The sequence below is a fragment of the Richelia intracellularis HH01 genome (genome assembly GCF_000350105.1).
GTDB classification, from domain to species: domain Bacteria; phylum Cyanobacteriota; class Cyanobacteriia; order Cyanobacteriales; family Nostocaceae; genus Richelia; species Richelia intracellularis.
In genome coordinates this window covers 12,341-38,007 of sequence record NZ_CAIY01000044.1, presented here as the reverse complement: position 1 = coordinate 38,007, position 25,667 = coordinate 12,341, and the positions used below count along the sequence as shown (strand labels likewise).

At 37.7% G+C, this 25,667-nt stretch carries 13 protein-coding genes and 2 pseudogenes; 4 read left to right on the top strand and 11 right to left on the bottom strand.

What is annotated here, in order from left to right:
• Positions 1-17 precede the first annotated feature (17 nt).
• On the top strand, positions 18-248 hold the full coding sequence (locus RINTHH_RS11685) for a hypothetical protein (protein WP_008233669.1): 231 nt from the start codon (positions 18-20) through the stop codon (positions 246-248).
• Here RINTHH_RS11685 and RINTHH_RS11680 read toward each other — a convergent pair.
• Positions 229-501, bottom strand: coding sequence for a hypothetical protein (locus RINTHH_RS11680; RefSeq protein ID WP_044304676.1), 273 nt, complete (start codon positions 499-501; stop codon positions 229-231). The two genes, RINTHH_RS11685 and RINTHH_RS11680, sit on opposite strands and share 20 nt — an antisense overlap.
• On the opposite strand from RINTHH_RS11680, the pseudogene ftsY reads away from it, so the two are divergent.
• A pseudogene (ftsY, locus tag RINTHH_RS05025) lies at positions 428-1,570 on the top strand (signal recognition particle-docking protein FtsY); the annotation flags it as partial. The gene RINTHH_RS11680 and the pseudogene ftsY sit on opposite strands and share 74 nt — an antisense overlap.
• 2,267 nt (positions 1,571-3,837) lie before the next feature.
• Positions 3,838-5,235: a GAF domain-containing SpoIIE family protein phosphatase gene (locus RINTHH_RS05020; protein WP_008233665.1), complete on the top strand. Its 1,398-nt coding sequence runs from the start codon at positions 3,838-3,840 to the stop codon at positions 5,233-5,235.
• A 65-nt stretch (positions 5,236-5,300) separates the two neighbouring features.
• Here the strand turns inward: RINTHH_RS05020 and RINTHH_RS11515 are convergent, their stop codons facing one another.
• The 10 genes and pseudogenes from RINTHH_RS11515 to RINTHH_RS04975 form a co-directional block, all read right to left on the bottom strand.
• The gene (locus RINTHH_RS11515) at positions 5,301-5,462 is read right to left on the bottom strand and encodes a hypothetical protein (protein ID WP_008233664.1); all 162 of its coding nucleotides are present in this window, start codon (positions 5,460-5,462) and stop codon (positions 5,301-5,303) included.
• A gap of 492 nt (positions 5,463-5,954) precedes the next feature.
• Positions 5,955-6,098 (bottom strand): hypothetical protein, encoded by a 144-nt coding sequence (locus RINTHH_RS11510; protein WP_008233651.1) that lies wholly within the window; start codon positions 6,096-6,098, stop codon positions 5,955-5,957.
• Positions 6,099-6,743: 645 nt separating this feature from the next.
• Positions 6,744-12,761 (bottom strand): annotated as a pseudogene (locus tag RINTHH_RS05015) (DNA-directed RNA polymerase subunit beta').
• Positions 12,762-12,886: 125 nt separating this feature from the next.
• Positions 12,887-16,231 (bottom strand): DNA-directed RNA polymerase subunit beta, encoded by a 3,345-nt coding sequence (gene rpoB, locus RINTHH_RS05005; protein WP_044304672.1) that lies wholly within the window; start codon positions 16,229-16,231, stop codon positions 12,887-12,889.
• 801 nt (positions 16,232-17,032) lie between these two features.
• Positions 17,033-17,821, bottom strand: coding sequence for a TatD family hydrolase (locus RINTHH_RS05000; protein WP_044304671.1), 789 nt, complete (start codon positions 17,819-17,821; stop codon positions 17,033-17,035).
• 83 nt (positions 17,822-17,904) lie between these two features.
• Positions 17,905-18,207, bottom strand: coding sequence for a 30S ribosomal protein S20 (gene rpsT / locus RINTHH_RS04995; RefSeq protein WP_044304745.1), 303 nt, complete (start codon positions 18,205-18,207; stop codon positions 17,905-17,907).
• A 430-nt stretch (positions 18,208-18,637) separates the two neighbouring features.
• Complete coding sequence (locus RINTHH_RS04990) at positions 18,638-19,633, bottom strand: DnaJ C-terminal domain-containing protein (RefSeq protein ID WP_008233639.1); 996 nt, start codon at positions 19,631-19,633, stop codon at positions 18,638-18,640.
• 429 nt (positions 19,634-20,062) lie between these two features.
• Positions 20,063-21,349, bottom strand: a complete 1,287-nt coding sequence (locus RINTHH_RS04985; protein WP_008233638.1) for a glucose-1-phosphate adenylyltransferase — start codon at positions 21,347-21,349, stop codon at positions 20,063-20,065.
• A 486-nt stretch (positions 21,350-21,835) separates the two neighbouring features.
• Positions 21,836-22,177 carry a photosystem II reaction center protein Psb28 gene (gene psb28, locus RINTHH_RS04980; protein WP_044304670.1) on the bottom strand — a complete coding sequence of 114 codons (342 nt, stop codon included), beginning with the start codon at positions 22,175-22,177 and terminating at the stop codon, positions 21,836-21,838.
• Between the two features lie 656 nt (positions 22,178-22,833).
• Positions 22,834-23,850 carry a CobW family GTP-binding protein gene (locus tag RINTHH_RS04975; RefSeq protein ID WP_008233636.1) on the bottom strand — a complete coding sequence of 339 codons (1,017 nt, stop codon included), beginning with the start codon at positions 23,848-23,850 and terminating at the stop codon, positions 22,834-22,836.
• 148 nt (positions 23,851-23,998) lie between these two features.
• Between RINTHH_RS04975 and cysS the strand changes: the two genes are divergently transcribed.
• Positions 23,999-25,465: a cysteine--tRNA ligase gene (gene cysS, locus RINTHH_RS04970; RefSeq protein ID WP_008233635.1), complete on the top strand. Its 1,467-nt coding sequence runs from the start codon at positions 23,999-24,001 to the stop codon at positions 25,463-25,465.
• Positions 25,466-25,667 lie beyond the last annotated feature (202 nt).

Genomic DNA, 25,667 nt, shown 5'->3' with positions numbered 1-25,667 from the left:
TCATAAACCTAGTTATTATGGCTTTTAATTGGTTTAACCGTCAAAATGAAGAGGGTACTACTAATGCTAGTGCTAATCCAGAGAACAAGGAGAAAGGTATTCCTAGTGCTAATGAAGATTGTTTCACTTCAGAAGACTGTTATAGTAATGCAAGTACATCAGAAATATCAAAAGACTTACTAGCTTTTGCAAAAGCAGCTTATAGTAATATTCAAGAAAAAAAGAAGCTCAGACTAGGACTGATGTAAGAAACAAATTATCTTCTCCTGCAGAAGATTTAAAAGCTGAATTCACGGACGTTAGTGGCTTAACTGAATCAGCAGACAACTTAACAACAGCAGTCACTACAATAACCACAAATATTCTTTCTGGAAGTACTATTAACGAAACCTCACTAACTATCCAAGAAAAGTTAGAATCTACTCCTACTAATCTATCCTTTATAGAAAGAGCTACTGCTGAAAGATATAGTAAGGAAGAACGGTTAACTGCCAGTGCCATTGAGTTGGATAATATAGAACTGGCACAAACTACTGCCAATACTTCAATAGATGAAACTGCTCTTATAGAGTTTGATGATGGCTTTATTTGGTCAGTAGAAGTACTAGGATCTCAGGGAAAACGTGCAGATGATATTTCTATAGAAGAAATTACCTGGCTTAAACGGCTCCGTCAAGGTCTTGATAAAACCCGTCGTAATATTGTAAACCAGCTAAAAGCTATTGTGGGTCAAGGTCCTCTCAATCAGGTTGCAGTAGACGAAATTGAAGCTGCTCTATTACAAGCTGATGTAGGAGTAGAAGCCACAGATTATATTATTCATTCTCTTCAGCAAAAATTAAAGGAAAAAGCACTACCCCCAGATGAAGCAATAACTTACCTTAAGAAAATTCTCCGGGATATGCTAGATAAACCTTTGAAAGAGTCAGGCAGCTTTTCTTTAGAAAGAGGGAACCTGAATATCTGGTTAATAACTGGAGTGAATGGTGCAGGCAAAACTACCACCATTGGTAAACTGGCTCGCCTTGCCCAAAAATCCGGTTATAACTGTTTGATTGGTGCTGCTGATACTTTCCGAGCCGCGGCAGTTGAACAAGTGAAAATATGGGGGGAAAGAAGTGGTGTAGAGGTAGTTGCAAACCCCAGTAAAAATGTTGATCCAGCATCAGTGGTATTTGATGCAATTAATGCTGCTAAGTCCCGCGGTATTGAATTACTTTTAGTCGATACTGCAGGACGATTGCAGAACAAGAAAAATCTAATGGACGAACTTAGTAAAGTCCGACGAACTATTAGTAAAAAAGCCCCTGATGCTAAAGTAGAATCCTTATTAGTATTAGATGCTACATTGGGGCAAAATGGTCTACGACAAGCGGAAGTATTTTCCCAAGCAGCTAAATTGAGTGGTGTGGTCTTAACAAAATTAGATGGTACTGCTAGAGGCGGAGTAGCTTTAGCTGTAGTTCAACAACTTAGCTTACCAATTCGGTTTATTGGTGCAGGAGAAGGTATTGATGATTTACGCCCCTTTTCTAGTTATGAGTTTGTTGAGGCTCTTTTAGGTGGTTAGGAATTTTGTAATTTTTCAGTTTAAAATCTTAGTCTGGTATAATTTGAAATGGTAATTCTTCTGGCTAGACTTTAGCGAACTCAACTTGAATATTACCAGGAAATTGCCGGGAAATATATTGTTGTATTAACCCAGTCAATTGAAACACATCATCCATATGTGTTTCAACAATCCATAAGGCAGTTAACTTGAGTCATTACTATGAGGTAATTGTACCAATACAGAAACTTGTTGAATAGTTTGGTAAATTACTGAATCACTTGGAAATTGACAAAGGATATAAGAGAATAGGCATTACCTAAGAATCTCAAGGATAATTTCTATTTAGGTTTTTAGCCCTAGTGACTATTGAGTAAGTTTTATAGGTCCCAAAAATCTAACCTGAAACCCAGTCATCATGGTAAAAGAATAATTCACCAAGCCATATTTTCTATCGAAAATGAAACTAAAGTATACAGCTAAATCCATATCTTTTAAATTGTAGCTCATTTCTCTTTTTCTAGAGTTTATATATGTCGAATTTTATGTCGAATTTTTTGATATCTGCATCACTATATTGTTAGGACTATTGAGCAATAAAAGAGAAGAATAAAGTTAGCAATCATAGATAGATAGATAATGCTAAATATTGAGTGGGTATTGAACTAAGATAATTCATTTAGATAATAATCCAATTTCGTTATCAGTTACTTAAATTATCTATTGACTTTACCCTTTTATATTTATAGAATGACCTGCATACAAAAACAAGTGTTTTCTTTTTTACCCTATTGTATTTCTGAATGGGAATACAAAAATTAGCTACTTGATACTCATGGAAAGTCATCAAAAATATTGATTTGGCTCCTATACTGCTTCACATATTGTAAAGCACCTAATTTAATCTAACAGTTATTTCACTTGGTTTACTCGTCATTAGGATGGGTAAACCTATAAGGAATATTGAAATATACTTTGGGCGAAGGAAAAGCATTACTTAAGATTTAAATTCGACATTCCATTCAGTACTCCTAAAAATCAGAAAATGTTTATGAAGAAAAGTTTGACAAATCTACCTGTCTATAGCAGTAAGTTTGTCCGATGATGTTTTAGTGACAGGAGACTTAAGGTTTTTAGGAATTTAAAAACGCATAATCTTTTCCCGACTGATAAAGAGCCAATATAACAGATAGGAATATACCCTTTGGGGTAGAGAATAAAAGTACTTTTACCTGAGTAAGACCTGGTAGTGTTTAGTATAGTTTATGTAAATCTAGTGGATGATTCTGACAATTACTTAATTCTCACTTCCCACTTAATCGTGAAAATTTGGTCCAATGATATTAGACATTAATCTTCACAAACAAAGTGGAATTAAGTAACTGCACTTTGTTTGTGATTTATTTTTCAAAGATTTCATTAATTTAAATCAAATAAAGAAACATAAAATTCTTAGTATTTTATACATATATTTCCTAAAACCCCATTAATGTCTTTTTAAGAAATATAGTAAGTGATATAGCTAACAAAAATAAATTAACAAAATGATTCACTAGTTTCATTTCTGAGTATTAAGCTTTGTTAGAATCAACCCCGATTATATTTTTTGGCTATTTTATATAAATCGTCCTCAGTTGCTTGAAGAGTCCCACTATTTCCTAAAAAATGAAATACTTATTTTACTTTTACTCCTTCTCTAGGAAAGGAAATCAAAATACGCATTATCAACTAGACTATGTATAGTTAGCATCAATGAGTCCTACCATTCAGGTGCTATTTATTTCATAGGTTATACCCTTAGGGTATCAGACCAATAAGAGTCGAGTATACACCTTGACAAGATATATACTCATGTAGTAATTTTCGTCCCTAAAGACATATGACCTCATGATTAAGTGAATCAAATAGTGAGATCGCAATATATTATGAGTTCTGATGTTTGATTCATATTTCAATTTACACAGTTTATTTTATAAACCATGTGAATTGAATTTCATCCAGTCCACTTTACTGTCGATTTTAAGTGAAGTCTAGTCAGAATAATTGCAGTTAGATGAAACGAATTTAAATCCTAGCAGCCCACCCTAAATTATAACTTATAGTTCAGGGGAGCTAAGCTGGCACTTTAGGCTTTAATAGAGGAAATTACCAACCATATAAACAGCATGTGTGTTATTTTTTACTTTAAAAAAAGCCATGAATTTGTCCCAGTATTGTTTGGCTATTCTCACCCTTTTGAGGCTGACTAGCTATCATCCAAATTAGCAACATTTAAGAGCAAAGAAACAGTGCAAGTGTCTCAAGTGCCATCCCAACCGACTGACAGTAATAGTAGCAGTGCTAATGATGTGACCCCAATTGTTGCACTTAAAGAGTTGGTGGCGCGATTACACCGGGAACAAAATAAAATACAGGATTTGTTAAGTTCCTTAGGTTTTGCCTTAAGAAGTTTTAATAATTTAAATCAATTCCTAGAACTAATTCCATTAATGGCAACTAGGGTAACAGATGCAGATGGTAGTGCATTATTTATATACAAACCTAATGGTCAAGTTAGATTAGAACAATTGCATTGGCAAAATAGTCGTCAGAGGAAAAACATTCGCAAAGCTTTAGAAACCGCCAGTAGTAAAATCAAGTTATTACCTAATAGTAATAATACTCATAATTCTAACTCTATTGGTATTTTAGATGACCAAATGCATCATTACTTAGGACCAGATATGCAAATATTTGGAACTGCGATTTTAGTTAAGCACAAGGAAAGAGGATGGCTTTATGTGTTAAGTAGCCATTCCGAATATAGTTGGACAGAGACTCGACAAAAGTTAGTACGTCTGGTGGCAGATCAAACTGCAGTTGCTATTGAAAATGATGAATTGGCTGTAGAACTACGCGAAAAAGAGCGTCTAGATCAAGAGCTAGAAATAGGGGCTGAAATTCAGCGGCGGTTATTTCCACGTCAATGTCCATCAATTCCCAGTATTACCATTGCTGCTCGTTGTAAGCCAGCAAATCGTGTTGGTGGAGACTATTATGATTTTATTCCTACAAGTAATAATCATATAACATCAAGCCTTTCTAAGAATAAAGATAATGGAAAGTGGGCATTAGTAATTGGCGATGTCATGGGTAAGGGAGTTCCCGCAGGGCTAATTATGACTATGATGCGGGGAATGCTAAGGGGTGAAGTGCTTCACAGTCACACTCCTGCTAGAATCCTGCAAAATCTCAATAGAGTGATGTATGTTGATTTAGAAAACTCCAATCGCTTCGTAACTCTTTTTTATTCTGAATATGACCCTAACAGCCGAACTTTATATTATAGTAATGCTGCTCATAATCCGCCTTTGTGGTGGCACGCTAATACTAAAACAGTAAGTCGTTTGGATACTTTGGGAATGCTGATTGGTTTAGATGTACAAAGTCAGTATGAAGATGCTCAAGCACATTTGGAACCAGGAGATACAATTATCTATTATACAGATGGACTAACTGATGCGGCAGCAGCAGATGGTAATCGTTTTGATGAGGAAAATCTAATCTCTCACTTGAGTTTTGCTTGTAGATACTGTAGTAGCACCCAAGAAATTCTAGATTATTTATTTGATCAAGTTCAGAAATTCATTGGTGCAAATAAACAGAGTAATGATGATATGACATTAGTTGTTTTACAAGTTAGGTAGTATGTCAGACTCGCAATACAACACTTTAATAATCTACTCAACTACATTAACTTCTCTAATTCTAATTATTCCATAGCTAAATTGGTAATTTTCTGGTCTGTACCAGCTTTACCACTCACATTTTTCATTTGCTCTTGTATACAGCGTAATTTTTCTGGATTTTGTAAGTAATCTAAAACTATTTCTCCAATTTGTGGAAGATGCAATTTCCCAACCAGTTCTGGCACAATTTCTTTCTGTATCCAAATATTTGGTCATGCTAACAAAACACTGGGTCTCAAGAATAAATAATTAACCACCTTGGCCAAACCAAAACCAAATAGTGGGAAATTGGCTAATAAGCCTGTTACACCATCCTATGCTCTTATAGATCTAGTTGTTGGGTGGGTAGTAAAATTATCATAGGCACTCCTAGCTAGCCCAGTTATATAGCATTTGCAACAATTAATTGGGATAAGGCTTCGTAAGCTGGATAGAGAGTAATTAGCTCTATTATTAATCCACTTATTGTTTTTAACTTAAGTATATAATAATTCTACTGAACTGCCACCAAATACTTTAACTAGGTGGTTTTTATCAGGGCTATCAGAATTGATTAGGGTTTCTAAATCTAATTTAGGGACAATGGGAAGAATAAACTTAACTTTTGGCCTTTTAGAATGAATATATTCTGCAATTTCCAATTTTAAAAGTAATCTCTGAGACAGGTTTGCAGTTTTTCAACCGGGTAAAATAACAATGAGTTCCTTTGGTGAATGTGGATGTAAGGTTTTATTTGCGCTCACCTCTGCCATTAAATCAACAACTAAGGTGAATTTCCCAGCATATTTGGGGGCTACTTTAGTTATAATTTCAGGTTTCATAACTGCAAACTTATCGATAAAATCATGCTATCTTGCTTTATATTCTGCATATAGTAATGTTCTATAGCCTAATCTTTGAGCAAGAATAATAGAAACAATTTGATCATCACCAATTACTTCCCTATTACTCGAATCCCAATTATATACAGTATTTCCTCTCAATAGGAATGATAAAAGATGCCCTGCCTCTTGTACAATATCTACTTCTGATCAAGAAGGCACCATATCAATTTCTTTTCCTGTAGCGTGGGGACATGGTGATAAAATCACTGAAATTTCCCTATGAATTCCTTGGTTTTTTAATCGTTTAGATAAATTTCTAACTGCTGAGCGTATCTAGGTATTTACTTCTCCAGGAATGTTGTAAAGAATGAGAATATCAAATTCAGGCATTTTTAATGCTGTATGCTTGTTATTATTTCATAGGAAATATTTGAAGGTATATTAAGTATATAAATTTTCTTAGTAATATTATCGGCTCAACATAATAATTTATGCTCAGTCATTGAGGCTCTTATCTCAAATTTTTGATAAGACTAGAAAAAGTCGAAAAGTTAAAAGATGATATAAATTAGGATTTATCATCCTGGCATATCTAGATTAGCTATAAGAAACCGGGTTTTACCCGGTTTCCATCAGTCACGTTTAATCGTCTTCACCAAAGTTGTAATCATCAGCGGAAATCATATCTACAACTTGATCACTGAAATATTCATCATCTAGGATGGAAGTATCTGTATGTCTGCTCATAAATCCAGAATCACTCATGTTGGGAGAATCCAAATGATAGTTCCGGGCAGTGCGGTCGTCAAGTACCATATCCAAAGGATCATCTACCTCATCTAATCCACTACTGGTAATATCTGTAGCATAATCCTCAATAGTAGTTGGTTCTTCATAGGCATTAAACCCAGTGCCAGCAGGAACTAAACGTCCAATGATTACATTTTCCTTTAATCCCCTTAACCAATCAGATTTCCCTTCAATGGCTGCTTCTGTTAGTACCCTTGTTGTTTCTTGGAAGGAAGCTGCTGAAATAAAACTATCTGTATTCAAAGATGCCTTAGTAATACCAAGAAGTACCGGAGTATAATGTGCTTTGGCACCACCGGTAATTGCCATGGCTTCATTTACTTGTTCTACTTGACGTAGCTCTATCAATTCTCCAGGTAACATAGTAGTATCACCACCATCATCAATTCTGACTTTGGCAGTCATTTGGCGAACAATTACTTCAATGTGCTTGTCAGCAATATCAATACCTTGAGATTGATATACTGATTGGACTTCATTAACTAAGAAAGTCTGTACTTTTTGCAAAGCATTACTTGCACAATGGTAGACCCCACTCTCAGAACCAAGATTAAAGAAAGTTTCTAAAATCTCATGTGGGTTACAAGGACCATCAGTTAGTGGCCCTCCTGCACTTACCATATGACCATTCGGGACAATTAGGTTTTGTCCAGGTCCAAGGGGGTATTCAGAAATTGTTCCACCAGATTCTAGTACTTTAATGGCAATGGCCTCATCACCATCACTATATACTACCTTTACTTCTCCAGAGCGTTTTGCCAGAATACAGGCTTCTTTAGGTTTACGAGCTTCCAGCAACTCTTCAATTCTTGGCAAACCTTGGATGATATCCCCTGTTTTCGCACGTTCGAATACCAGAAGTACTAAGTTGTCCCCCCGCTGTACTAAACCACCATTTTCTACTTGCAGTACTGCACCAGGACTAACACGGTAAGGACGACCACTACGAACAGTTACTGTATACTTCTGTGTGGCTAGAGGAGAACCCTCATTTATGGAGCTAGTGTTAGGTTTTTTGACTTCTACTACTTGACCAGATTCGCTGGAGAATATTCCGGGAGCAATTTCTACACCTTCTATTAACAAATCACCCTTTTTGATATTCGGCTCAATGCTAGTGGAAATTTCTGTCATATCTTGATTGCGAAGAACTAGACAGCGGCGAATTGTCTCTGCTCCCTTTTGTATACTACGTACAACACCCCCCTCTTTGCATAAAATTTGGGTACGGGCTACTACTCCGCCAGGAAGAATGGTATCTCCTTCTTCCACTTTTAACATTGTGTTAGTACTACCCTGAGTAGCATCAGCAGTTATATCTCGGCGGACAACCAGGGATTCCAAAATCACCATTTGCATACGTTGAATTTCCGGATTTCTTTCATCGGGAATTAACTCAATGTCAGCAGCTAAGTTAGAAGAAACATGTTCATTTTCACCCTCAGTCTCAATTTCTAATACTAATTGAGTACGTAAAAGCTCTACTCCTTCCACGGACTTGACACGCTCAGAATCTTTATAAGGAAGACGCTGTACTGCTCTTAACTCAATAGAGCGTCCTGTTTGCTGGCTAACTGATGTAGTAGATGGGATATCAGGCTTACTAGATACGGGAAACTCAACTACAGGGCGACTTAAAATAGCTGGTCCTTCAGGAGAATCCAGATATTGAATATAACGCAACTCAGTGAAAGTTTTTCCTAAGAATTCTTCTCCTGGTTGAATAAAGGTATCATCCTTATCCATCACTGTCTCTGGATCATCAACCATTAAAAGTTCTCCTGGCTTTATCACTACTTCCCGGAGTATGTCATTTTTCTGGGTTACTTCTAAAACTCCACTATTTTGACAAAATATATCTTTAACCACCTCTGTACCAGTATCGATATACTGACCATCTTCTACTAACAGTAAGGAGATATCCTTATTAACTTCATGGGTCTCTTCGGGTATCCATAATAAAGTTCCTCCTTGAACTAATTCATAGCCTTGCTTTGCTTTACTCTTTTTCTGAATTTCTATACCAGCATATTTAAGCAATCCACCTGTATTTGTACGGTAATTGTCATCAATCAACTCAGCAACTACTTGTCCATTTTGCACTTTTGTCCCTGGGGTAGCACGAAGGTTAAACTGTTGATTATTACTTGTATGTATTAAATAATTGTTACGACCTTGATAACTTTGCACTGTTACTGTCGCTTGGTTTAGTAATACAGAAGCAGTAATAATTTCAATCTCCCTAGTACTTTTCCCTGGAGATGATTCAGGTAAACGGACTACACCACCATGTGCAGTTGTGAGTCTTGTCTCTGCTAAGACACCATTGGTGTGAACTATATCGTTATTTTTAACTACCAGTTCCGCACCCGGAGGTAAGTTATAAACTTCCCCAGATAGAACCCAAATTAAACCACCCTTAGTTGCTGTCGTAGTGGTATTACCTTGGCGATCAGTTTTTTGTTCAGCAACAACATCAGCAAACTTGACTTCCCCCGCTAGGTTAGAAGCTACATCTTTTACTGCTTTCTCAGTATTTACCCTAGTTGTACGTCCTCCTAAAGCAACCTCTGCTAATAGCTGTCCTTGTTTGACTTCTTTGCCATTACCAATGAATAGAGTAGAACCTTGTGTAACAGTAATTTTCTTATTCGTGGTATTACTGCCAGCTAGTAGAACCTCCAAAATCATAAAGCCATTAGCTTCTACGTATAAAGCATCTTCACCATGACGAGTACGAAATGGTCTAGTTTTCAAATTACTGGGGATGTGTATAGTACCATCAGAATCTGCCCTCACCTGTCTTGCAACCTCACCAGTGAATACACCACCAGTATGGAATGTGCGCATAGTCAATTGGGTACCAGGTTCACCAATACTTTGAGCAGCTATAATTCCTACTGCTTCACCTCGATCTACCATTTTTGCATGTGCCAAACTCCAGCCATAACAATGCTGACAAACAGAACGGGCTGCTTCACAAGTCAATGGTGAGCGGACAAATACTTCTTTTACACCTAATCTCTCAATGGTATTTGCTAAGTCTTCATCTATGGGACTATTCCGAGGAGCAATGACTTCATCACTAGTGGGGTGTCGTATGTCTTTACAGACAACCCTACCTATTAATCTTGTTGCTAAGGGTATTAAGGTTTTATCCCCTTCCTTCATAGCAGTAATGGGAATACCCTCATGAGTACCACAGTCAATTTCCCGAATAATTACATCTTGAGATACATCTACCAAACGTCGGGTAAGATAACCAGAGTCTGCAGTTCTTAAAGCAGTATCAACCAATCCCTTTCTTGCACCATATGAGGAAATAATATATTCTGTTACTGTTAATCCCTCCCGAAAATTCGTTTTAATCGGCAAGTCAATAATTTCCCCCTGGGGGTCTGCCATTAGTCCCCGCATGCCTACTAACTGTCTTACCTGAGAAATATTACCCCTAGCACCGGAAAATGCCATCATGTAAACAGAGTTGAGTGGGTTAGTTTCCTTAAAGTATCTAACTACTTCATCCTTAAGAGCCTCTGAAGTGCTATTCCAGGTGTCAATTACTTTTTGGAAACGCTCTACCTCTGTAATTTCACCCCGTTGGTAACGTTCCTCTGTAGAGCGTATCTCTGCTTCAGCTTCATCTAAAAGTGATCGCTTTGAAGGGGGAACCATTAGGTCGTCAACACTAATAGAAACCCCAGCTTTAGTAGCATAGCGGAACCCCACATCTTTTAATTTATCTGCCATGACAGCAGTCCGTGCAGTTCCATGATTAGTAAATGACCAAGAAATTAGCTTTCTTAACTGACCTTTGTCAACAACACGGTTCCTAAAAATTACTTTTTCACTATTCATAGAATTTTGGATTAATCTGCGAGCATCTATGTATTTTCGATTATGGGTGCTTGATAAGGTGCAGGTAAGGGATGAAAAATCATTTATCTTATTTTCCCTAAGACCAAAAACTCACTAACTAGCAACCGCTTCTTGAATTGCTTTATTGTAAATTACGCGACCAGGTGTAGTGTAAATATATTGGGAAATTAGACCACCTTGAGAATCTTCCCTTACCCTCCGAGATTTGTAGATAATAGTACGAGAACCATCCTCATGTGTAATATTTTCTTGAGGCTCATTATCTGGCTCACCACTATCAACTTCCCCATCATAACGGACGAAAATATAAGCATGCAGGTCCACTACATGCTGCTCATAAGCCATAATTACATCCTCAAGAGAGGCAAAGTATTTCCCTGCACCTTTAATTGCCTTTGGATTATCGGCAGTCAAATAATATGCTCCTAGTACCATATCTTGGCTAGGAGTAACAATGGGCCTACCGGTTGCTGGAGATAAAATATTACTTGATGCCAGCATCAACAATCGTGCTTCCGATTGAGACTCCAGCGATAAGGGAACATGAACCGCCATTTGATCTCCATCAAAATCAGCGTTAAATGCTGGACACACCAAGGGATGTAACTGAATTGCTCGCCCTTCCACCAAAATTGGCTCAAATGCCTGGATACCCAAACGGTGAAGAGTTGGTGCTCGGTTGAGCATGACTGGGTGTCCTTCAATCACCTCTTCAAGTACATCCCAAATACTGGGATCAGATCGAGAGATTAATTTTTTTGCAGCTTTTATGTTGTTGACCATACCACTGCGAATCAGACGATTGATTACAAAGGGCTGGAATAACTCGATTGCCATTTCCCTTGGTAATCCACACTGGTGAATATTTAATTTCGGTCCTACAACAATTACAGAGCGACCGGAATAGTCAACCCTTTTACCTAGTAGGTTCTGTCGGAAACGCCCCTGTTTACCTTCAATAATATCCGACAACGACTTTAAGGGTCTATTATTGGCTCCTACGACAGTTCGTCCCCTACGACCATTATCAATCAAAGCATCCACAGCTTCTTGTAGCATACGCTTTTCATTTCTGACAATGATTTCAGGAGCCAAAATTTCTTGTAATCTTGCAAGGCGGTTATTCCGGTTAATGACACGGCGATACAAGTCGTTCAAGTCACTAGTAGCAAAACGCCCTCCATCTAATTGGACCATTGGGCGTAAATCAGGGGGAATAACCGGAATCACATTCATTACCATCCACTCTGGCTTAGAACCAGTAGCAATAAAGTTATCAATTACCCGTAATCGTTTGATAATTTTTGCCCGTTTTTGGCCCTTAGCATTGGTAATATCCTCCCTTAACTTTTCTGCTTCCTGCTCCAATTCAATGTCAGCTAGCAAGCGCAGTAAGGCCTCAGCCCCTATACCAACTTCCACACCGACTAACTCAGAATCTTCGCTATAAATTTGGTCTTCTATTTCCAGCCATTGGTCCTCAGTCAATAACTGTTTGTAGGTGAGAGTCTCAACATTACCAGGGCTTATCACCACATACGAGTTAAAATAGACAATCTGCTCTACATCACGCAAAGGCATATCCAGTAAAATTGCAATATAACTGGGAATACCTTTGAGATACCAGACATGGGCTACAGGTGCAGCTAACTTTATGTAGCCCATACGGTGACGACGTACTCGTGATTCAGTAACCTCAACACCGCAGCGTTCGCAAACTATTCCTCTGTGTCTTACCCTTTTATACTTACCACAGTGACATTCCCAATCCTTTGCAGGCCCGAAAATTCGCTCACAAAATAGGCCATCCATTTCTGGCTTTAGAGTCCGGTAATTTATTGTTTCTGGCTTGGTTACTTCACCAACAACTTGACCATTTGGTAAAGTGCGTTCACCCCAACTGCGAATACGCTCTGGTGATGCCAAGGCAATTTTTACATAGTCAAACTGATTACTTTGTGTGTATCTCATGGCACAATCAAATATTAAATTATGGATTGAATATATGAATTTTGAGTTAGAGATAAGAAGAATAAAGGAATAGGAAGGAAGAGAGAAAATATTATTCTTTCAACCCATTACCCCTTTCCTATCTTTTAAGATTCTTCTTCCTCAATTGATTCTCTAGATAGAGATTCATAAGTAGGGCGAGAGGGAGTTCGTCGGGTATTATTATCTACCATCAAATCCACTTCCAGATCTAAAGAACTACCATCTGTTTGCGTTTCTACTTTATGAACGGCAATATCTAGTCCCAAGGATTGTAATTCTCTCATCAACACCTTGAAAGACTCTGGAGTACCTGGTCTGGGAATGGCTTTACCTTTAACTATGGCATTTAAAGCTTCGTTCCTTCCCTGCATATCATCAGATTTCACAGTTAATAATTCCTGCAATGTATATGCTGCTCCAAAGGCTTCTAATGCCCATACTTCCATTTCTCCAAATCTCTGTCCCCCTTGTTGTGCCTTACCACCAAGGGGCTGCTGAGTTACCAGAGAGTATGGACCTGTTGACCGGGCATGAATCTTATCATCTACCAAATGCACCAGTTTTAACATATAAGCCACACCTATGGTTACAGGGCGATCAAATGGTTCTCCTGTACGACCATCATAAACTTGAATTTTGCCTGCATCTTCAGGATTAAATACCCAATTTCTTCCAGTTTCATCTCTGGCTTCTTGCAATTTATCATTAACAATCCGGCGAGATGATTCTTCGCCATACATTTCATCAAAGGGGGTTATCTTAAAACGAACTCCCAAGTTTAGTCCAGCCCAACCCAACAAGCATTCAAATACCTGCCCAACATTCATCCGGCTAGGCACACCCAAGGGATTAAGTACAATATCAACAGGGGAACCATCTGGTAGATATGGCATGTCTTCGATGGGCAGTATCCGGGAAATAATCCCTTTATTGCCATGTCTTCCTGCCATTTTATCACCCACCTGAATTTTCCGTTTTTGTGCTACATAGACTCGCACTACCATGTTTGCCCCCGGTGGTAGTTCATCGCCTTGTTCACGGGTAAATAAACGCACATCAACTACACGGCCTTTTTCACCATTGGGAACTCGCAAGGAATTATCCCGAACATCTCTTGCCTTTTCACCAAAAATTGCTCGCAGCAACTTTTCTTCAGGTGGTTGATCTGATTCGCCTTTAGGTGTCACTTTACCTACCAAAATATCCCCTGATGTTACCCAAGCACCTATGCGAATGATTCCCTGCTCATCCAAATTCCGTAGAGCATCTTCACCTACATTGGGGATTTCTCTAGTTATTTCTTCTGGCCCTAGTTTCGTTTGTCGTGCCTCAATTTCATATTTCTCAATGTGAATTGAAGTATAAACGTCATCCTGAACCAGGTGTTCAGATATTAAAATAGCGTCTTCGTAGTTGTACCCTTCCCAAGGCATATAGGCAACTATTATATTTTGCCCTAGTGCTAATTCCCCACCTTCTGTGGATGAACCATCCGCAAGAACTTGACCAGCAAGAACTCGCTCACCAATACGTACCAAAGGCTTTTGGTTTAAACAAGTATCTTGGTTAGAACGTTGGTATTTAGAAAGGGAATACTTGATTTCTGACTGTTGAGTATTTCTTATGTCTTCAGAATCGCCAGTTAAAGCTGTAGGAATACGATAACATACACGAATTTCTGTTGCATCTACATAAGTAACATGCCCATCAGTTCGACTGACAACCACCATCCCGGAGTCTCTAGCAGCTTGAGCTTCTAATCCTGTACCAACTAAAGGGCGTTCTGGTTTCAACAGAGGTACTGCTTGTCGCTGCATGTTTGACCCCATCAGGGCACGGTTTGCATCATCGTGCTCTAGGAAGGGAATCATACTAGTTGCCACAGATACAATTTGTACCGGAGATACTGCTACATAGTCTACTTGTTCTGGTGTTGTGGTTAACCAGTCCTGGCGATAACGCACAGGTACTTGAGTACCCAAAATACAACCATTTTCATCTAATTTGGTATCTCCTGGTGCTACGCGCAAGTCGTCTTCTTCGTCCGCTGTCATATATTCTGCAGGCAAGTCAAACCTGACCTGACCGTTTTTTACTGGCCTGAAGGGTGTTTCCAAAAAGCCATACATATTTACCTTGGCATGAGTAGCTAACGAGCCTATCAAACCAGCATTTGGTCCTTCTGGTGTCTCAATAGGACAAATCCGGCCGTAGTGAGAGGGATGAATATCTCTCACTGCAAAGCCAGCCCGCTCCCTAGTCAAACCACCTGGCCCCAGAGCAGATAGACGGCGTTTATGGGTCAATTCTGCTAGGGGATTGGTTTGATCCATAAACTGGGATAATTGGCTGGAACCAAAAAATTCTTTGATTGCTGCTACCAATGGTTTTGGGTTGACTAGGGATGCAGGTGTTAAAACTTCAGCATCCGATACAGTCATTCGTTCTCGAATAATTCTTTCCAAACGATTTAAGCCCACTCTAACCTGGTTTTGCAGTAATTCGCCAACGCTTCTTACACGGCGATTACCAAGATGATCAATATCATCAGTGCTGCCGATGTCATATTCCAGGTTAATTAGGTAATCAGCTGATGCTAAAATATCTTGAGGGGTAAGTACCCTCACTGTATCTGGTATTTGTAACCGCAGTTTTCTATTGAGTTTATAACGTCCTACTTTACCCAAGTCATAGCGTTTGGAATCGAAAAAGCGAGAATCTAATAATTGTTGCCCACCAAGAACAGTAGGAGGTTCACCAGGACGGAGTTTGCGGTACAACTCCATCAAGGCCTCTTCCTCGGAAAATTGTCCTTCCTTTTCAATAGTCTTTTGAAAATATTCTGGGTGGCGCAAAGAATCAAAAATCTCATTATCTGATAGACCTAATGCCTTTAATAAAACTTGTGCTGATAACTTACGAGTTTTGTCAATTCTTACCCAAACTAGGTCATTGCGGTCTGTTTCAAATTTCAGCCAAGCTCCCCGATTAGGAATTAAACTGGCACTGTAGGTGCGTCTGCCATTTTTGTCAATTTCTGATTTGTAGTAAACTCCTGGTGATCGCACAATTTGATTAACGATAACCCGCTCTGCACCATTAATGATAAATGTGCCTCTTTCTGTCATTAAAGGCAAATCGCCAATAAATACTTCCTGCTCCTTTATCTCACCTGTCTCTTTGTTGATTAACCGAGTAGGAACATACATTTGCACTGCATAGGTGCTATCACGCCTTTTAGCCTCTTCTACATCGTACTTGGGTTCTTTTAGCTTATAATTATGACCCAAAAAATGTAGCTCCAATTTCCCAGTGTAGTCTGTAATAGGGCTAAAGGAGTTTAACTCTTCAATCAACCCTTCTGCTAAAAACCAGCGGAAACTAGAACGCTGAATTTCAATCAAGTCAGGTAATAAAAAGGTGGGTGTCATAAGGGTTTCGTTAGTCATACCTCTATATTTCTCAACCTTGCTTAACTTACTTGGTGTACGATAAGTTCTCCTGAAACCGCCTGATCTATACAGGCACTTACAAATCAATGATTTGCTTTCTCATATTGAAAAAGCACATCCCAGCAATGGGATGTAAATATCTCCCTAAAATAGCAATAAGCTAAGCAGCCAGTCATATTTGCCTGGACTGCAATAAACGGTTTTACCAATTTTTACAATGATTCCAGGGAAAAAATATTAATAATCTGCTAATGTTTTTTTCTATTCCCCCTAAAGTTGAGCTTATTTGCTCACGCCAAATTATAAATTTACATTTACCAATAGAATATTGATCCATGCTTATACTCGGACAGTAGCCTTAATACTAAAGAGGTGATATGCTAGGTGGTGTAGGCACAGGCTTACCAAATTAATGCAGTGAAGGCATTAAGGCCGGCAACTTTTGAAGGCAGTTTCCAGGCAATTAATTGCTGGGGTTTTCGCTGGTCAAAGATTTAGGCATCTAAGTTATACAAGTGTTCATTCGGTAGGGGGATAGGATTTATTTAGTGGGGGGCAGATAATCACCTTTCAGTGGTGGGTAATTACTAGTGTTTGGCACTTATTCTGTTTTGTAGAGATAGCCATACAAGAAAGTATACGGAAGATAGGACAAGACCCAGGTACTGTCTATCATCAACTTGCCCATTACTGTACGAATAGGCTTGTTTGAGGGTATCATTGTACCATACTTTCCCTCAATAAAATTCCAAATACTCTGTAATATGACCGGGAAAATTATCCTAGTGAGTCTTTAGCTCAAATTGTAAGTCCAAATAACGTACATGCATTTGTGGTAGTTTGAGAAGCAACATGTTCTAATGTCTCTCTCCTTAAATTGGCCACTTTATCTGCTACATAGCGTATGTGTGCAGGTTCATTTCTCTTTTCTCCTCTTTTAGGTACAGGTGCTAAGAAAGGGCAATCAGTCTCCAACAATAAGCGATCTGGACTTACCATAGCTGCTGATGCATGGATATCCTTAGCATTTTTGAAAGTAACTGTTCCACTAAAGCTGATGTAAAAGCCCAAATCCAGAAACCATTGAGTTTCCTCTGGTGTTCCACTCCAGCAGTGCATAACGCCCCTAATTTCCTTACGATTATCGTTGTACCATTTTTGTAGCACTCTACGTAACTCAGTTGCTGCCTGGCGGCAATGTATGATTACAGGCAAATCTAGTTCAGTTGCCACCATCAGATGGGATTCTAGTGCCATTATTTGCTGCTTACGATTATCTGCCTTGTAAAAGTCCAAGCCAGTCTCGCCGATGGCTACCACTTTGGCATCAGAAATAGCCAGGTGCTTAATTTCCTCTGCCATGCAGTTATGCCATTTATCTGCTACATCAAGAGGATGCAGTCCAACAGCAAAACTAACTTCCAAGAATTTTTTTGCTATGGATTGAATCTGACTAAACTCAGATGGCTTAACGCATGAATGTACCAAATGTACTACACCTGCATCTTGCCACCGTGACCTCACTTCCAACAAATCAGGCTTGAATGTATCAAAGTTCAGATGAACATGGGTGTCAATCAGATTCATTCTCTTAATATAGTTACAAAATAAATATAACGCGACAAACATTGACACTAGTCCTTGTGAAATTAAGACTAGTGTTTACACTATTACTCAGTGGTAGCAGTTTCTACAACTTGTTTGAGCTGCTTTGCCAACCGAGATTTTTTCCGTGCCCCATTATTGATATGAAGGACCCCACGCTTAACTGCTTTATCAATCTTGCTATAAGTTTTGGACATTTGATCAAGCACTTTTTGTTTCGACTCTAAGGTGGGGTTTTCAGTATAATCACCCACTGCAATGAAGCACTTTTTGATTAATGTTCTTACTGCTGACTTATAGTTTTTATTATGTAATCGATTACGATCAGCTATTTGGATTCGTTTGAGAGCAGACTTTGAATTCGCCACAATCAGTTCCACTAAAGACTTTAATTATGTACACATAATACCAGAACTACTAATATAACACTGTTGTTGCAAATGTTAAGGGTTATGTAAAAGTCTCTTGCTTATTTTGCTGATAATTCAATATTATGAAATTAATTAAGGCGTTGGATACCTGCAGATACCCTAGAGATATAAACATATCAAAACACGACTGAGAAATCAGGGGGTAGAAATTTTTACAGCTTATTGCTAGATAATTTACAATCTAATATGTTAGCCCATATAATCATATGGACTAACAGTACCATGTTTTATTTAAATTTATACATGCTTCTATTGATAAGTAGTTTCTTTTTCTAGCATAAACGTGCAAATAGCATGAAAAAAGGATTTGAAAAATCTTTCAAATCCTTTTCAGGATTTATAATTGTCATCTAGAACCTAGAAGAAGTTACAAATGTACTCCTTGCAAATGGCTACGGGGATTATAAGTACGAATAGCACGTATCTTTTCATAGTATTCCTGCTCTTGTACAGAAAGGTTTTTAGGGGGAGCTATTGCCACTTTGACAAACTGATCTCCTTTTCCCCCTTTTGGTGTTGGCCAGCCCTTACCCCTCAAACGTAATGATTGTCCAGAACGCACCCCTGGTGGTAACTTCACATTCACATTACCATCCGGGGTTGGTACATCAATAACTGCACCTAAAGTTGCTTCATCTGGGGTAATTGGTACTTCGCATACCAGGTTATCTCCATCAAACTGGAAAAAACTGTGAGGCTTGAGTTCTACCTTCAAATATAAATCACCCCTTTGCTTACTCAAAGGATTTATAACTCCTTTGCTCCTCACCCGCAACTTACTACCAGTCTTTGCCCCTGCAGGTATACGAACATCAATAATTTCCTGACCTACTCGCAGGGATTTCTGCACACCATTAAATGCTTCAGCAAAGCTCAGGGAAATAATAGCTTCACTATCTTGGGTGCCGGGTGTTCCACCATCTTGGAAGCCAAAATCACTGAAACCACCAAAGTTACCAGGGGTACCTGAGTTTGGGCGATAATTGCTGTAAGGATTTCTGCCAGCAGCAGGGCCATTAGCACCAAAGCGTCCTAATAACTCATTAATGAAATCATCAAAGCTGCCATATTGACTAAAATCAAATCCCCCCATGTCAACCCCAGTACTACTAGGATAACTTTCCCCAGATTGTTTCCAGTATTGGCCAAATCTATCATACTTCTTGCGCTTATCCGCATCTGAGAGTACCTCGTAAGCTTCACTCACCTCCTTAAAGCGCGACTCTGCCTTTTTATTACCATGATTTACATCAGGGTGATACTGACGAGCTAACTTGCGAAAAGCTTTTTTGATTTCGTCTGGACTGGCAGTCTTACTAACCCCCAAAATTGAGTAATAATCTTTAAAGTCCATTGCAGCCATCTACCAGCCTCCTATCGCCAATTCCCTTGAAGTTGTTATATATAATTAACGGATTTAATGACTTTGCTTAGTTAATGTATTGTCAAACAACATAATAAATATGCAATATTATGATTCTAAGTTAGCAAATCAATAACGGAATTTAGAGTGCGGTTATTCTCACTCAAAGAGTGCAATTTCCGTACACCAAGAAAAAGCTACAAAGGGGAGAGTAGAGGAATTAATTTGTCAATCCCAAAATAATCAATAATAGAAAATATGGAAGAGGTTACTATAATCCTCTCCCATAGTTTTTTTAGTTTTCAACATCAAATATTATAAACAAACAATTAAGGGAAAAGAATAGATCATCAAACCTTATATCCTCATATCCTCTATTCCCGCCTTTTAAGTAGAAGTCACCAATTCATAGTTCCGAATTTTCATCCTTTATATAACTGTGTTATCAGGAATTATGGCGTTTTTTAAAACCACTACAATACCACTACGAATATAAAAGCCTTGTTGTTCACGATTAGCTTCCTGTACATTGTCTTTGTTGATAATTTTGACATAATTACCAATTCGTGCGTTTTTATCAACAATTACACGCCTAATAATGGATTTTTTGCCAATGCCAATAGGCATAAAATCATCGTCAATAGATTGACACTCTATAAAGGGCTGATAAAAATCAGATCCCATAATAAGGGTATCTTCAATCACGCTATCTTCCTCTACCCGTGATCTTACACCCAAAACCGAGTGATGAATTCGGCAGTTTTTCAAAATACAACCTTCAGCCACCATCGATTCAGAAATTTGGCAATCTAACATCTTACTCGGTGGTAGATAACGAGCACGGGTGTATATTGGATATTTCTCATCATAAAAGCTGAAGGGTGGCTGCGGTTGTTTAGTTAATGCTAAATTGGCATTATAAAATGCTTCAATAGTTCCAATATCTTCCCAGTAATTGTTAAATAAGTATGCTTGGATATTATATTCCTTAGAAGCATCGGGAATAATTTCTTTGCCAAAATCAGTGCGTTCCAAAGATTCTTTCAATAAATTTAGTAAAACATCTTTTTTGAAGATGTAAATCCCCATTGAGGCAATGTATGGTTCTTGTTCAGCCTGCTCTGGTGTTAATCCTAAAATGGTAGTATCTACAGCCATTTGTTTAAGAGCTTGACCTTTGGGTTTTTCACTAAAGTCAACTACCCTACCAGCATCATCAATTTTCATCAAACCAAAATCAGAAGCGCGTCGCTCATCAATAGGAAGTACGGATAAAGTTATGTCAGCCTTGGTATCTCGGTGACGTTTGACAAATTTTCTATAATCCATACGGTAGAGATGGTCACCGGATAAAATCAGGTATTCATTTACATCCCAATCTTCGAAAAGTTGAATATATTGGCGTACTGCATCTGCTGTACCCTGGAACCAGGTCTGACTTTCTGGAGTTTGTTGAGCTGCTAGGACTTCAACAAAGCCTTCTGTAAAGCCAGAAAAATTGTAGGCTCGAGCAATATGGCGATTCAGAGAGGCTGAGTTAAATTGTGTAAGAATGTAGATTTTAAATATTTCTGAATTAATACAGTTACTCACAGGAATGTCTATCAGTCGATATTTTCCTGCTACGGATACTGCCGGTTTTGCACGTAATTTAGTTAGGGGGTAAAGGCGTGTGCCTGCTCCACCACCGAGAATAATTGCTAAAACTTTTTTCACAAAAATAACCCAGATGCCTTTCAATTCTCAAATACAGTTTATAACTGTCTGCAGCAGCTACTGGTAAGAGGGGTAAGGAAAATTATTAAGTAATAAGTTTTTCTTTAGAATGGTGGTTTTTCTTCAAAAGAAAGTATGAACAAAGTAAAAAATCTTCCCCAGAAAATGATTAAATCTTTTTTGTATATTTTTTAATTTGTTTGAATATTTTGCAATTGGCCAACCCAACAGTTGAATTATCCTAGGATAAAACCCTCAATATATAAAATAACAGTATTACTAGGGCCAGGAAGAAAAAACTTAATTTACCTTAATATACTCCAACAGATCTTGGATTTTGATATTTTTGGATCTAGATGAAAAATTTGTAACCTAGCCTTCGGAATGTTTGATTTGATATTTCATAGAACAATATCCCCCAGGACAGTTATCAATTTCAAAATGAAGATTCTGTATTTTTTTTCCTATTCTCTTTTTAATTTATATTTATCTTCCAGACTTACTTAATCCCAAGTCATTTTCTTTTGCATATCTATTCATGAAACGCATAAAACGATCCCACTCCTCATTAGACTTAATCAAATAAATTGCCTCTATGATTTCCGGTCTACCGTTAACGAATTTTCCTTTAACCTCACGGGTAATTATTTCCCCCTCTTCATCAATCATATACATGCCAGTAATTTCTGCAGTGCTATTACTATCTAGAGCTTTAGGGTTCTGAAAAGTAAATTTTGCTGTACCAGTTCCACCGCTGCGTGATCGCGTCAAACGTACATCTGGAACGGTTATTTCGTCAATACCCCTAGAAAACTGAATTTTTGCCATAGTTGAAAAACTTCAAGCCTTATCAATGTTTGGAATTTTATTCTCTCATCATTTAGTCATTAAATAACTAGCCTTCTATATATTTTTGCCTATACCTATATATTATTTTTTGTTTCAATTAGTAATAATTACAGGTCCACCATTGAAAATATTTATTTTTGTTATTCCCCTAACCCCAAACTTAACAGCAGCAAACTAATAGTAGTTCTTCACTAGGACTATCCTCAAGTAAGATCGGTGACTTCCTTAATACTAGGTTAGTCAGGATAATAATCCATGCAAAATAAACTACCATGACAACAACTATTTATTCTGCATATATTATTATCAATAACCATCTTTTTATGGCACCAATAATAATTAAAGCTTTATTCACCTAAATACTATTAGACTTAATTTGGGATTGGGATGTTTGCTAAAGACACTAATCAGTACATTTTATCTAAGTCTTGTTTAGCTAGCAATTATATTCTTAATAATTACTTGTCATTATTTGATGATTTCGGTAATGAACACATTTCTAATAATTAGAAAAAACAATTATTACTTTTAAATTGAAAAATATCGGATTTGAGGTTTTAAGCTAAGCATTATATTTTCCTACTTTTCTCCTTTCTAATCTCTTTTTATATTATTCCCAAAAGCCTTTTTCCCAACTAACAGAAAGACTTACAGATGCAGTTTTCTAGTTGCTTCTTTAAATTATTATGATCTAGATTTTGACCAATGAGCACTAACTGACTTTTTCTCTCTCCTTTCCATTCATCATCATCCAGTGTAAAACGCTTACCACATAAGTGAAAAATATGACGTTTCGGACTTTCATCAAACCATATAATTCCTTTTGCACGGAAGATATTTTCTGGTAATAGATTATCTAAGAAATATTGAAATTCTCTTACAGAGAGAGGCTTATCACTTTCGAAAGAGATCGAAGTAAAACCATCATTTTCCAAATGATCATGGTGATCATGGTGATCATGGTGATCATGGTGATTGTTAGCTTCCCTTTGATCAAAATATTGATCAGATTTGAATAAACCTACACTCAGAATTAGTGGTAAGGGTACTTGAGAGTTATTGCTACGAAGAATCCTTGCACCTTCCTTCATCTCCCTAATTCTTGCTTCTAAGGAATCCAAATATACTTTATCCACCAAATCAACTTTATTGAGGACTATTACATCCCCATAAGCAATTTGATTATGTGCAGCCTGGGAATCAAATAAATCTAAACAATAGTTTGCTGTATCTACAACAGTGACAATAGAATCAAGACGAGTAAAATCACGCAGTTCTGCACCCATAAATGTTAGTGCAACAGGCAAAGGATCTGCTAATCCCGTAGTTTCTATCACTAAATAATCAATCTTTTCTTGGCGTTCTAAAACTTTATAAACTGCATCAATTAGATCGTTGTTGATGGTACAACAAATACAGCCATTATTTAATTCGACCATATTTCCATCTGAAGAAATAATTAGCTCATTATCAATACCTATTTCGCCAAATTCATTAACTAAAACGGCTGTCTTCAAACCATGCTGATTTTTAATAATATGATTTAAGAGAGTTGTCTTACCACTACCAAGAAAACCAGTAATAATTGTTACTGGTAATCCTTTCTTGGGTACATATATGTTATTGGGATTATAGTTAACTGCTGATTGCATGGTAATAGGATCAAAAAAATCAATGGTTTAATATTTGGAAGTGCAATGCAAAAACTGGTGTAACTTTAGCATGGATAACAGTGAGATTACATGCTAGCATCTTAAACCTATTATTCCTTAAATCTCTTTAATTGAGAATTACTTGGTTATGAACCTGACAGTTTACAACACTTTTACACGACGCCAGGAACCCTTTAGAACAATAGAACCAGGAAAAGTAAAAATGTATTGTTGCGGTGTGACGGTTTACGATTACTGCCATCTTGGTCATGCCCGTTCTTATATTGTTTGGGATACTATTCGCCAATATTTGAAGTGGCGCGGTTATGAAGTACGCTATATTCAAAACTTTACAGACATTGATGATAAAATCCTCAATCGTGCTAAAGAAACGAGCTCCACCATGACATTAGTGGCTAATCGATTTATTGATGAGTACTTTGTCGATATGCACCGCTTAAATGTGAAGGATGCAGACGAATATCCCCGTGTTACGGAATATATTTTCGAAATTCAGCAGTTAATTCAGGATTTACAAAAAAAAGATTTTGCTTATGCCACTGATGGTAATGTTTATTACAGAGTAGAAAGTTTTCCTAATTATGGCAAACTATCAGGTCGAAGACTTGATGATATGAAATCTGGAGCCAGTGGTAGAGTTGGCACTAAAAATGGTAAATTTACCAAAAAACAGCATCCATTTGACTTTGCCTTATGGAAATCTGCAAAGCCAGGAGAGCCAGCTTGGGATTCTCCTTGGGGTAGAGGTCGTCCAGGATGGCATATTGAGTGTTCGGCTATGATTCACTCTAGCTTGGGAAGTGCCATTGATATTCATGGTGGTGGTAGCGATCTAATTTTTCCTCACCATGAAAATGAAATTGCTCAGTCTGAAGCAGCCATGAACGAGCCATTAGCACGTTACTGGACACATAATGGAATGGTCATGGTGGATGGACAAAAAATGTCCAAGTCATTGTTGAATTTCATTACTATTCGAGATTTACTAGATGGTAAATGGTTTATGCATCCTCAACCAGTAGATCCAATGGCAGTACGCTTGTTTGTTCTACAGGCTCATTATCGCAAACCTCTGGATTTTACCAGTGAAGCACTTATAACGGCAGAAAACAGTTGGAATAACCTCAAGGATGCTTTATTATTTGGTCCTCGATATGGAGAAAGGTTTGCTTGGCAAACAACATCATCATCCCTAATTACAGAAGTTGTAGAAAAGTTTCAAATTTCAGGGGATGATGATTTTAATTTTTCTGGTAGTTTAGCTGTGTTGTTTGAACTAGCGAAGGAACTACGACGGGAGGCTAATATTTTAGTACATGAAGGCAGTACTCAAAAATCATCAGTAGAGTTATATAGCCAGTGGCAGACTTTAGTTAGTTTAGCTCATGTGTTAGGCTTAGATGCCATACCTGAAGAAAAAACCCATAATACTGATACTTTAAGCGCTTCAGAAATTGAAGTGTTAATTCAAGAAAGGCATGAAGCCCGTAAAAATAAGAACTTTCTAGAAAGTGATCGTATTCGCCATCAACTAAAAGAACAGGGAATTAATTTAGTTGATGGTAAGGATGGAACCCGATGGCATCGTGGTTAATTTGACCTATCAAAACCCAGTAGCCCTTCTAATTTGAACCTTACTTAATTTCGTTGAGGATTTATATATGGAGGCTTGTATATTTTGATAGCTTGTTAGTTATATCTCACGCACAACTTTATTATACACATAAATAATTATCATTATTAAGACTAACCTATGGATAAATTATAGGGTTTTCAATAATTACTCTATGGTTTAT